Annotated in this window: 8 protein-coding genes; 6 read left to right on the forward strand and 2 right to left on the reverse strand. The window is 60.8% G+C overall.

The window, feature by feature from the left end; genetic code table 11:
- Window positions 1-269 precede the first annotated feature (269 nt).
- Window positions 270-1,724 carry an MFS transporter gene (locus tag ACTHL0_RS07485; protein WP_440566056.1) on the reverse strand — a complete coding sequence of 485 codons (1,455 nt, stop codon included), beginning with the start codon at window positions 1,722-1,724 and terminating at the stop codon, window positions 270-272.
- A gap of 444 nt (window positions 1,725-2,168) precedes the next feature.
- Between ACTHL0_RS07485 and ACTHL0_RS07490 the strand changes: the two genes are divergently transcribed.
- The 6 genes from ACTHL0_RS07490 to ACTHL0_RS07515 all read left to right on the forward strand — a co-directional run bounded on the left by ACTHL0_RS07490 (window position 2,169) and on the right by ACTHL0_RS07515 (window position 10,241).
- On the forward strand, window positions 2,169-2,483 hold the full coding sequence (locus ACTHL0_RS07490) for a hypothetical protein (protein ID WP_440566058.1): 315 nt from the start codon (window positions 2,169-2,171) through the stop codon (window positions 2,481-2,483).
- A gap of 11 nt (window positions 2,484-2,494) precedes the next feature.
- Window positions 2,495-4,138, forward strand: coding sequence for a DUF2334 domain-containing protein (locus tag ACTHL0_RS07495; protein ID WP_440566059.1), 1,644 nt, complete (start codon window positions 2,495-2,497; stop codon window positions 4,136-4,138).
- Between the two features lie 226 nt (window positions 4,139-4,364).
- The gene (gene wecB, locus ACTHL0_RS07500) at window positions 4,365-5,579 is read left to right on the forward strand and encodes a non-hydrolyzing UDP-N-acetylglucosamine 2-epimerase (protein WP_440566061.1); all 1,215 of its coding nucleotides are present in this window, start codon (window positions 4,365-4,367) and stop codon (window positions 5,577-5,579) included.
- Between the two features lie 100 nt (window positions 5,580-5,679).
- The gene (locus tag ACTHL0_RS07505) at window positions 5,680-7,635 is read left to right on the forward strand and encodes a glycosyl transferase family protein (RefSeq protein WP_440566062.1); all 1,956 of its coding nucleotides are present in this window, start codon (window positions 5,680-5,682) and stop codon (window positions 7,633-7,635) included.
- On the forward strand, window positions 7,635-9,326 hold the full coding sequence (locus tag ACTHL0_RS07510) for an NfrA family protein (RefSeq protein WP_440566064.1): 1,692 nt from the start codon (window positions 7,635-7,637) through the stop codon (window positions 9,324-9,326). The genes ACTHL0_RS07505 and ACTHL0_RS07510 overlap by 1 nt, the downstream gene beginning before the upstream one ends.
- Before the next feature lie 36 nt (window positions 9,327-9,362).
- On the forward strand, window positions 9,363-10,241 hold the full coding sequence (locus ACTHL0_RS07515; RefSeq protein WP_440566065.1) for a hypothetical protein: 879 nt from the start codon (window positions 9,363-9,365) through the stop codon (window positions 10,239-10,241).
- Window positions 10,242-10,254: 13 nt separating this feature from the next.
- Here ACTHL0_RS07515 and ACTHL0_RS07520 read toward each other — a convergent pair whose 3' ends face one another.
- Window positions 10,255-11,163 carry a hypothetical protein gene (locus tag ACTHL0_RS07520; protein ID WP_440566067.1) on the reverse strand — a complete coding sequence of 303 codons (909 nt, stop codon included), beginning with the start codon at window positions 11,161-11,163 and terminating at the stop codon, window positions 10,255-10,257.
- Window positions 11,164-11,493: the final 330 nt, after the last annotated feature.

An 11,493-nucleotide genomic window follows, 5' to 3' on the forward strand; every position in this document is an offset into this window, starting at 1 on the left:
CTGATCGGATCGTTGAAGGCGGAGATGGCTGCGCCCGAACAATTGATTGCGGATGCCATACACAAAGCCCTCGATGAAGGGCTCATCGAGCGTGCGCTCGATACGGGGGCGGTCCAGAACGGGACGCTTTAGCTTCAGGGGGCGTGTCGATTCATCTTAGATCTCAGTGACTGGCATTGACCGATCGGCGCCCACCTCCGCATCCCGGCATCCCGGCTCCAATCGATTCGCCCGCGTGCTTTTGCGCGCGGGCGCATGACTGCACGCGCCTATCGTCCCGCGCCCGAGCGTTCCGTTTCCTTGCCGACACTTTCGCGAGCATGCGCGTCGGGGTGAACGAGGCTCGCGAGCAACAGTCCCGCGACTAACAACGCCGCGGCAATGCCGGCCGATATCTGCATGCCGGAGACGACGGCCGCTGCACCGGCCCCGCTCGCGAGCGCGCCGAACGCGGCCACCCCAACCGCGCCTCCTGCCTGCCGTGCCGTGTTGAGTAGCGCCGATGCGGTGCCGGCCCGCTTGTGTTCGACTGATGCGAGCACGGCGGTGGTCATCGCCGGGACGGCCAGCCCCATGCCGGCCGGGATCAAGAGGAACGGGCCGAGCATCGCGACGATCGGGGTGTCCGCGTGTACCCACGGCAGCAGCGCGTATCCGATCGCGCCGATGACCGCGCCGATCATCATCGGCCGGCGCGGACCATAGCGCGAGACGACCCATCCGCTGACCACATTCGATACGAGAAAGCCGCCCGTGAGTGGCAAAAAGGTGAGGCCTGCCTGCAGCGGCGTCTCGCCACGCGCGCGCTGCAGGAACAGGCTCAAGACAAAGACGGTGCCGTAGTAGGCCATGTTCACGCAGACGCCGAAGAGGACGGCCGCGCTGAACGTTCTATCTTTCAGTAGCGTGAGTGGCACCATCGGCGCACGGCTTTTGCTCTCGACGGCGAAGAAGGCGAACGCACCGAGCACCGATGCAACGAACGCGCCGATGATGAGCGGGTGCGCGAGGCCGAGCGGTCGCAGCTCGATGACGGCACCCGTGAATGCTGTCAACGCGACGATCGCGATGAACTGGCCAGGCAGATCGATGCCTACCGGATGCTGTGCGTGCGCGCCGTCGTCGTCGCGACGCTCGATCCATGCAAGCGAGGCGATGAAGCCCGCCAGGCAAATCGGTACGTTGACGAGAAAAATACTGCGCCAACCCCAAGCGGCGATCAGGACCCCGCCCAGTACTGGACCGGCGGCAATGGCGATGGCACCCGACGCCGTCCACAACCCGACAGCGCGCGCCCGCAAACGCGGATCGTGACTGCAGGCGCGATTGAGCAAGGCCAGTGAATTGGGCAACATGGCCGCCGCGCTGATACCTTGAACGGCACGTGCCGCAACGAGCGCTTCGGCGTTCGGCGCCAGCCCGCAGGCGAGCGAGGCTACGCCGAACAGCACGAGGCCCGCGGCGAACAAGCGGCGGGCCCCAAAGCGATCGCCGAGCACGCCGCCCGAAAGCATCAAGACGGCGAACGCGAGCGTATAGGCATCGACGATCCACTGCAGGACGGAGACGGGGGCATGCAGCTGCGAGCCGATGTTCGGCAATGCGATGTTGACGATCGTCACGTCGAGTTGCGTCACAACGAAGGCCACGCTGACGGTAGCGAGCACGCGCGCGACGGCGGGCGTGAAAGCGGGGGGCGGTGTGGTTGGGTTCATGCGCACCATGCTAGCAGCGCGTCCGCGCCGACGTTTCGCGGTTCGACGAAACGTCGAATAGCAGCGGGATCAGCGCGGACAGGCAAGCGATTTGTTCAGACGTCAGGATGATCGCGCAACGTTTGTGCCGCGGCCTGCCAGTCAGCGCGATTTCGCACTTTCTGAATAAGAAATTATCAACATATCAACTGCGCTATCACGGCGGCGGGATAAATCAGTGTGCGCCCTCGGACATTTTCATTCGATTAGATAGCGCGCCGTCCCGCTTAACCGTGCATGCTAATAACGCAGGGTAACGGATAACGGCGAACCCCCTTCGTCTTGTCCGGCCCGTGCAGATCTATAGCGAGAACGCCTCCGCGATGTTCCCCCGAACAGCGCGGTGGTCCGCTGCATCCTCACGAAACCCGTTCGCCACCTTGACCAAACGTAGGCGAACACAAGGAGCCGGCTATGCCTGTTCACTACCTCACCATTCATCGTCCGCGATTCGTCCCGTTCGCGTTGTCCACATTTTTAGTCGTCGCAGTTGCCACCGGTTTGGCGATCAGTGAAGCCAAGGCGGAAGGCAAGGGCGATAACGGTTCGAAAGGGCCAAACCCCGCCACCAGTTACAAAGTGCCGCCGCGGCCAATCCTGTCCGCACAAGTTCAGATTCAGCCGGGCATGTCGAAGAAGGACTGGGAAGACGCCTATAAGGAAACGGGACGTCCCAAATTCAAACTCAATTCCGTCAAGCGTGCCAACGGCACGGTCGGACGCGACTAGGGAGACCCGAGATGAAAAAGATCATCCTGATCCTGGCGCTGCTGGCCGGATTCGTACAACTGAGCGTGCCGGTGACTGCGCGTGCGCAAGCGACAACCGCGAGTACGCTTATCCTCTATGACAACCCGCAAAACGATCCGTTTTCGAAGCTCGGTTTGATGTACGCGATCATGCTGCGCAACTTACTCGGGCACTTCAATACGACGGTGACGATCGAGCCCGTGCAGAACTACACCGCAGGGCAGATCGGCAGCACCACGGCGACGTTCTATATCGGCGACTACTACAACAACCCGCTCCCGACGGCCTTCATGAGCGACGTGATGACGGCGAAAAATACCGTCGTCTGGTTCAAGTACAACCTCTGGGAACTCGCGTGGAATACGGCCTACACGTTTACGCAAACCTACGGCATCAACTTCGTAGGCTTGGCCGGTTTGAATGCGGCGCCTTCGTCGAGCAATCCCACGCCGGGTTTCTACGACACAGTGACATACAAGGGCTTGCCGATGGCGAAGTACTACGCGTATGACGCGTCCAGCGGAACGGTTAGTGCGGATCCGGATCTCGGCCTCACGTCGGTCGCCAACGCGGCATTGGCCCAATCGCTCGTCACGATTACCAATAGCAAGACGGGAGCGACAGCACCCTACGTCATCCGCTCGGGCAAGTTCTGGTACTTCGCCGACAACCCGTTCTCGTATATCGGGCCGACGGACCGGTACCTTGTGATCTGCGACATGCTGCACGACATCTTGAACACCGGCGCACCCGTCAATCACCGCGCACTCGTCCGGTTGGAGGATCTCGATGCCTTTACGACAACAACCTCGATGCAGCAACTGACGAACTACCTGTACAGCTTGCATATCCCGTTCACGATGGCGACGATCCCGCTCTATACGGATCCGAACGGCTATTACAACGGCGGCACGCCCGAGACGATCCATCTCGCGCAAGCGACGGGATTGAAATCGGCGCTCAACTACGCGCTCCCACGGGGCGGCTCGATCGTCATGCACGGCTATACGCACCAGTACGATTCGACGCCGAACATTCAGAACGCCGTGTCGGGCAATGATTACGAGTTCTGGTACATGGTGCAGAACCGGCCTGTCGACGAAGACTCGCAACAGTGGGCCCAGGGGCGGATGCAGCAAGGCTTGGCCGAGTTTACGAACAATGGCTATAAGGTGGCGGGCTGGGGCGCACCGCAATACCAAATGTCGCCGTTGGCTTCGAAAGCGGCGGCCGCTCAGTTCAAGACGTCGTTCCAACGCGCCGTGTACTACACATCGACGAACCCGCAGATTGGCACCGGTGCGGCCAATCAGGATTTCTCGGCCGGGCAGTTCTTCCCGTACATCATCAATCAAGACTACTACGGGGAGCGCATCGTGCCGGAAAACCTCGGCAGCATTCAATACAACATCTGCAACATCGATCCGTTTTCTTGTGTGGCCTACACCTGGCAGCAAATGGTGACGAACGCGCAATACGCGGCCGTGGTGCGAGACGGATTCGCATCGTTGTTCTTCCACCCGTATTGGCTCGAGCCCGATTTGAACGTGCCGGCGATGAGCGACTTCAAGAGCCTCATATCGGGGATCACGAAGCTCGGCTATACGTGGGTCGACGGGACGACCGCCAAGTAGCGGGAAACGAACGTGTTTGACTTCGATCGTGCGAGCGTGCCTCCGGCGCGTCCGCACGAGGCGGGCACCGCACTCGTGCGAAAGCTATGAGGCGGCTCCCACAGACATCGCGGATGCCGATCCCCTACGCTTGGTTTGCAAGCTTTTTGCAAGAAAATTGGTGGGCATATGTAAAGGCAATGCAAGCTCTTAGGGATCCGTATTTGCCAAATCAGCGGGGAAAAAGATGAAGAAGGTTTTAACGGTATTCGGGACACGGCCCGAGGCGATCAAGATGGCGCCGCTCGTGAAAGCGTTGGCGGATGAGGAAGGTGTCGACGCCAAGGTGTGCGTGACCGCGCAGCACCGCCAGATGCTGGATCAGGTGCTGCAGTTGTTTCAAATCGTGCCTGACTACGATCTCGATCTGATGCGTGAAGGACAAACGCTCGGCGATCTGACCTCGGGTATTTTGCAGTCGATCGGCAGCGTCTACGACGATTACCAACCTGACGCTGTGCTCGTGCATGGCGACACGACGACGACACTCGCCGCGAGTCTGGCGGCGTTCTATCGCTACGTTCCCGTGGGCCACGTGGAAGCGGGCTTACGCACGGGCAACGTGTGGTCGCCCTGGCCGGAAGAGTTGAACCGGCGCGTCACCGACGCGGTCTCGTCCTGGCTCTTTGCGCCGACGGAGCAAGCGAAGCACAACTTGTTCAGCGAAGGCGCACCGGGCTCGCAGGTGGTCCTGACGGGCAACACGGTGATCGACGCGTTGGTGCAGGTCAAACGCCGGCTCGACCACGATACCGCGCTGTCGGATTCGATTGCCGCACGCTATCCGTTTCTCGACCCGTCTCGTCGGTTGATTCTTATTACCGGGCATCGCCGGGAAAGTTTCGGCGATCCATTCAAGCATTTCTGCGAGGCATTGCGGCAGATCGCACACGAATACGACGACGTGCAGCTCGTCTATCCCGTCCACTTGAATCCAAACGTTCGCGCACCGGTAGGGGCCGCACTGCGCGATCAACCGAACGTGCATCTGATCGATCCGCAGGACTACCTGCCGTTCGTCTATTTGATGTCGAAGGCGTATCTGATCATTACCGATTCGGGCGGCATTCAGGAGGAAGCCCCGGCACTCGGCAAACCCGTGCTCGTGACGCGAGAAACGACGGAACGTCCCGAAGCCGTGCGCGCGGGTACCGCAAGGCTGGTCGGTACGAATACCGAACGCATCGTGTTCGAAGTGAGCCGCCTGCTCGATGACCGAGGCCAGTACGTCGCCATGGCCCATGCAAACAATCCATATGGCGATGGCCATGCGAGCGAGCGGATCGTCCATGCATTGATGACGCTGCCGGCGAGCTGCCCGGCGATGAACGCTGCGGTTCCCCAGCCGCTGCCGTTGCACAACGCAATCGCATCAGGGCTGCAGGCGTTGCGCTCCGCTTGAACGATGCATATGACGCGTGTTCAGTGTGGGACGACGAACTGTCGTCGTCCCGCGATCGTCGCACGATGGCCTCGAGGCTATTACATGGCGGCGATTTGAAATGCACGACATCTCGGTATGGAGTTCCTATCTAAGCGGACTGAACGTTGTCGCGATGGCGACGGCGATCGTCATTTTCATCAGCACGGTAGACGACCTCTTTCTCGATGGCTGTTACTGGCTGTCCGAACTTAGGCGAAGGTGGCGCGGCGAATCGAACGCGGGCATCGACGAGCAGTCGCTGCGCGAGCTCGACGAGCAGTACCTGGCGATCATGGTGCCGGCGTGGAAGGAATACGACGTTATCGCGAAGATGATCGAGCACACGCTGGAAACGATGGAGTACACGCATTACATCATCTTCGCGGGCACCTATCACAACGATGCTGAAACGACGGCCGAAGTGGAGCGGATGGTGCGGCGCCATCCGGGCCGTGTCGTGCGCGCGGCGGTGCTCAATGACGGGCCGACGTGCAAGGCCGATTGTCTGAATTGGATCATCGCCGCCATTCGGCGCTATGAAACGACGCATCACATTCAATTCGCGGGCGTCGTCATGCACGACTGCGAAGACGTCATTCACCCGATCGAGCTCAAGTATTTCAATTACGCGATCGCCGATCACGATTTAGTCCAATTGCCGGTCCTGTCGCTGCCGAGGAAATGGAATGAGTTCGTCGCCGGCACATACATGGACGACTTTAGCGAGACGCATCAAAAGGATATCCCGTCGCGCGAGCTGTTGACGGGTATCGTACCGGGCGCCGGTGTGGCGTCATGCTATAGCCGCCGCGCGATCGAAGCGGTATCCGTCGAGCGCGGCGGCAAACCGTTCAATACATCGACGCTGACCGAGGACTACGATTTCAGCTTCCGATTGCGCGAGCTCGGCATGCGAGAAATGTTCGCGCGTTTTCCGCTCGGCGAAGTCGTGCGCGAACAAGTGCGGCGGCAGACGCAGCGCGTGGCGAGCGCGCGCAATCTGCTGGCGACGCGAGAGTACTTTCCGAGCACGCTGCGCACGGCATACCGCCAGCGCACGCGCTGGATTCTAGGCATTTCGTTTCAAGGGTGGCAGCAGCTCGGCTGGCGCGGCAGTTGGCGCGACCGCTATATGTTCTTCCGTGATCGCAAAGGCATATTGACCTCGATCGTGTCGATCGTCGCGTATGCCGTGCTCATCAACTATTTGTCGATCGCGGGGCTGCGCGCGGCCGGTATCGCGCCGCTGGGACGGTCGGGCGAGGGGTTGGTGAGCGGCATACTCGCCCCCCTGCTGATGATCAACACCGTCATGCTCGTCCTGCGGCTGGGCGAGCGCTTTTACTTCGTCGCAAAGCTGAACGGCGCCTTGCAGGGTGCGCTGTCGTTGCCGCGCCTGTTCGTCAACAACCTGATCAACTTCCTGGCGGTTTGCCGGGCGTGGCGCATCTTCATCAACCATCTCGTCACGGGCAAGCCGATCGCATGGGATAAGACGCAACACACCTACTTATCCAACGACCAACTTGGCAAGGCACGGCGCAAGCTCGGAGAAATTCTCATCGAATGGGGCGTCGTCACGCTTGCGCAGATCGAGACTTGCCTCGCGCGGCAAGCGGAATGCGGCCGGCGGCTCGGCGAGTTGCTGCTCGAAGGGGACGCCGTCAGCGGCGAGACGCTGGCCGATGCGCTCGCCGAGCAGGCGGACCTGCCGCGCGTGAGTCTCGCCAACGTGGCGGCGGGCCATTTTAATTCGGCCTTTTCACTCGAGCTGCAACAAACCTATCGAGCCTTGCCGTTTTCGACGGCGGACGACGGGACATTAAACGTCGCAGTCGGCAGTCCCCTCACGGAAGACGAGCGAGAGATCGTCAAGCGTGCCGCGGGCTGCAACGTCGCCTATTTCGTGGCGAGCGATGAGGAAATTTCGGCCGAGCTCGCGCGTCATGCGCGGCGCGCGTGCCTCGACCGCGATGCGGCCGCCGCGTCGCGATCGAGCAGCGCCGCGCCATCGGCCAAACCGGGGGATTGTTAATGAAACGTGCACGATCGAAGCGGACGAAGCGCCTTCGGGCGATCGTCCGCGCGGGTGGGATCGCGGCTGTTGCCGCGCTCACGCTCGTCACCCATGCTGCCTGGGCACAACCGCAGAAACTCACCCCACGTGCGTATCGTCTCGCCGATGCCGCATACAAGGCGATCGCCGCGGGTGATCTGCCGCAGGCGGAATCGTACGCGTCGCGCGCGTTGCGCGTGCAACCTTCGAGCTTGCAACTTGGGCTGCTCCTGCTCGACGTCTATCTGCGCGAGGGCAAAATCGAACAGGCCAACAAGCAGGCCGATGCGTTGCTCATGCGCTATCCCAACAGTGGGGACGTGCTGGCTCAACACGGCTTCCTCGAACAGAGGCAACAGCGTTACGAGCAGGCCGTGGGCGACTTCTCCGCCGGGTTGGACAAAGGTGGTTGGAGTCACGCTCAGCAGCGCAATTTGCGGCTCGCTTGGGCGGATAGTGCGTTGATGGCGCACGAGCCCGAGCAAGCCGCAAAGGCTTTGACTCCGATCGAGAACGATCCGCAGCCCGGCGTTCAGCTTCGCGTCGCGCAATGGCGTTTGCGTAACGGGGATCGCAAGGGCGCGCTCGAGGCGGCGCAACTTGCGCAAGCTAACGCGAGCTCCGACGACGACAAAAAAAGCGCTGCGGCGTTGATCGATTTCGCGCAGCAGAGCGAGCCCGACCCGCGAGACGAGCAAGCGCAAAAGACGCTGCAAACCGCGTACGACCTGCTGCGCGAAAACAAGGACGACGATGCGCTGGCGGCCTTTCAGCAAGGGTTCGCCGAGGGAGGAGGCAAGGCGGGCAACTACGCCGACGCAGGCTATGCGGCCAAGCGATTGGGTGAGAACGACGAAGCGGTGAAGATGTTCCAGGCGAGCCTCGATGCCGATGATCGCGAGCACGCATTCGACGATCAACGACGCTTCGGTTATCGCCGCGAGGTACAGCAACTCGAGAGAACGTGGGGCTTTGTTGTCAGCTTGCCTTATCAGGTATCGGCGTTCTCGTATCAAGGCACGGTGAGCGTGCTGCAACCCGGTATCGAAGCGTATTGGCAGCCGCCGAAGATCGGCAATCGAAACGGGCGTCTGTTTCAGTTCTTCGTGCGCGCTTACGGCACGGCTTACGACGGTTCAGGCAACGTGACGGGGCTGCCGACGCTGCAAGGATCGGTAGGCGCGCGTTACAAGCCGCTCGTCGATCAGAATCTCGTGCTTAGCGGTGAACGCCTGGTGCGATTAGGCAGCCTCTCGCAGAACGATTGGCTTCTACGCTTGGGCTACTCCTCCGAAGCGGGCAACGATTTGCGCGTGACCGAACCGAGCTGGCGCGCGTGGCAAGTGTATGCGGAAGCCGACTATTTCCTTCACCAAGGCCGTTACGTTTTGTATTCTCAGTTACGATATGGACACACCTGGGCGATCACGCAAATCAGCGATCATCTAACGGTTTACCCGCACGTGGCGCTGATTTTCGATCGTGACAGCAAGGAACGCAACCAGACGGCGATCAGTATCGGCCCGGGCGTGCAGTTCCGTTTTTGGTTCAGGGAAGACCGATATAGCGCGCCGGCAAGCTATGCCGACTTGACGGTGCAGTACCACGTCCCGCTGACATCGGCCGCCCGCGCTCGCGGGCTCGCCGCACAGTTGACGCTGTGGTATTGACGGCGCGCCGTACCGGACCGGGTACGGGAGGCGGTCATGTGGCGAGGCTGGCGTTGCTCGATTCGATGGGCGGTACTGGGCGTGGGATATGCGGTCAGTCTATCGACGGTCTCATGTGCGGATATGTTCATCGATAGTCATGCGCAGGGCATCGTCTGGCAGGTCGACAATGCCACGGCCAATCCTGAGGGCGATTGGCAACTGCTTGGGGTGCAGACGTTACTCGTGCAATGGACGATTGTCGACGACACCGCGTTCGTGCCGGGCGTCGGCTTGCCTACGGCAGCGAATATGCCGGATTGGGCGCGTATCGGCGCACAGCCTTGGGCGCACGAAGTGATATTGGGCCTGGCGGGCGATGCGGACGAAAAGCGCGCACGTGCCAACGTCGAACAGCTGATTCGCGAGTCGAAACGGGTGGCGCAGGTGTCGTTGCCGCTGAACGTGGCCGGCTATTACTTTCCCGTCGAAGTGGATCCGACATGGGCCGACGCGCCCAAGCTGGGTGCTTTGCTGCAAACGCTGCCGCGGCCTTTATGGATTTCGGTGTATGACCGCACGAACGTCGGCGGCAAGGCGCTGGCCGAGTGGCTCTCCTCCTGGCTGCCGGCCGATGTCGGCGTGTTCTTCCAGGATGGATGCGGTGTTTACGCGCGCGTGCCTTCCGTTGCGCGTGAGTATCTCGATGCGCTGTCGGACCGGTTAGGCCCTGACCGCGTGCGCGTCATCGCCGAGGCATTTCGCCCGGGCGAGCACGGCGGCTTTCGTGCGGCGAACGCCGACGAGTTGCGGGCGCAACTCGCGGCGTATCGCGGATATTCGGCCTACCTGTTCGACGGGCCGCATTACATCTCGAACGAGTTGGCCAGAGCCTTGGCGCCCCGCGCCGCGGCGCGACGCGGGACGAGCCCTTGATGAAGCGCGCATATTACTGCGGGGCTTTCAGGGGGAGGATCGTGTTACGAAGCAATTGGAAGTACTGGCTCGTCGAGTACGGGAGCATCTGTTCGACGTAGTTCCACCAGAAGAAGCCGCCGATGAACTTCGGATCGCCCATCGTATTGACCATCGGATAGTACGTCTTGATCATGTTCGACTGAACCGACCAAGGTGCCGCCGTATCCGACGTACCGATTTCGCCGAAGCCGACCTTCGCGTTCGGGAACAGGCTCTCGAGCTTGGCGAAGTCGCTCTTCCAAGACGGATTCAGTCCCGGGCAATCCTGGTACGGGTAGTAGCTGAACAGCGCATAGTCGGCGCCGTTACGCACTGTCGACGACAAAAATTGCGTCGGCCAGGTGCGCCAGTTGTCCATCGGCAGTTCCCAGCAATTGTTGCCCGACGGATCCTGGTTGTAGTACATGGTCACGGCCACCTTGCCGCCCGCGCCCTTCACGACGTTGTAGGCCGACTGAACCATCTGACCAATCTGCTGCTCTTGGGTCGTGGCCGTCGACGTCGGGCCGCTATAGTTCGCGCGCAACCATTCGCCGTTGATCTCGTTGGCGATTTCCCACACGTCAACGTTTGCGCCGAGGGTCGAAACGAGTTCCTTCGTCCGTGCCGTATAGGATGACAAATTGGTCGGGAAATAATACGAATCGTAGATCTCGCCCATCACGTACGCGTACTGATGGAGCTTGACGATATAGGGGTAATAGTCCGCTGCCGTCGTACCGGGGTCGAACACCACGCGCACGGTCGGACGGTACGGAAGATTTTGCAAGGAGGCGATGATCGCGCTGAACTTGCTGAGGTCGTCAAGGGTGACGCCGTAAATGGGGGCCTTCGGTGTTTCGACTTGCGCGTGCGCAGATTGTGCGAACGGCAGGTACATTGCGCAGCTAACGAGTGCCGAAGCGGCCAGTTTCGAGAAGAATTTGAATCGTCTGAACGTCACGTCTCTTCCTTCGGTTGGGTGGAGGAAGCGCGATGTTACATGGAAATAAATACTAATTATCGGAAGATAGAGCCTGATTCATGTGAGGAGCGGATGCCTGCAGTGGTTGCGTGCGCAACCGTTTGCGCGCTGAAGACAACCGCGACCAAGGCGTTTTTGAACGAGAGTTTGGCGGTTCCTGCTGATCGCGCAGGCATTAAAAAGCGGCCGTGATGGCCGCTCGAGAGGAGGTAAAAGCGTCGGTTTTAAGCTGCGGTTCAGTCCTTC

This window comes from Trinickia sp., assembly GCF_051961175.1.
Taxonomy (GTDB): Bacteria; Pseudomonadota; Gammaproteobacteria; order Burkholderiales; family Burkholderiaceae; genus Trinickia.

Bases quoted from the DNA above. Each gene is read 5' to 3' on its own strand.
- ACTHL0_RS07485 (WP_440566056.1), bottom strand. From the start codon at position 1,724: ATGGTGCGCATGAACCCAACCACACCGCCCCCCGCTTTCACGCCCGCC.
- ACTHL0_RS07490 (WP_440566058.1), top strand. From the start codon at position 2,169: ATGCCTGTTCACTACCTCACCATTCATCGTCCGCGATTCGTCCCGTTC.
- ACTHL0_RS07495 (WP_440566059.1), top strand. From the start codon at position 2,495: ATGAAAAAGATCATCCTGATCCTGGCGCTGCTGGCCGGATTCGTACAA.
- wecB (WP_440566061.1), top strand. From the start codon at position 4,365: ATGAAGAAGGTTTTAACGGTATTCGGGACACGGCCCGAGGCGATCAAG.
- ACTHL0_RS07505 (WP_440566062.1), top strand. From the start codon at position 5,680: ATGCACGACATCTCGGTATGGAGTTCCTATCTAAGCGGACTGAACGTT.
- ACTHL0_RS07510 (WP_440566064.1), top strand. From the start codon at position 7,635: ATGAAACGTGCACGATCGAAGCGGACGAAGCGCCTTCGGGCGATCGTC.
- ACTHL0_RS07515 (WP_440566065.1), top strand. From the start codon at position 9,363: ATGTGGCGAGGCTGGCGTTGCTCGATTCGATGGGCGGTACTGGGCGTG.
- ACTHL0_RS07520 (WP_440566067.1), bottom strand. From the start codon at position 11,163: ATGTACCTGCCGTTCGCACAATCTGCGCACGCGCAAGTCGAAACACCG.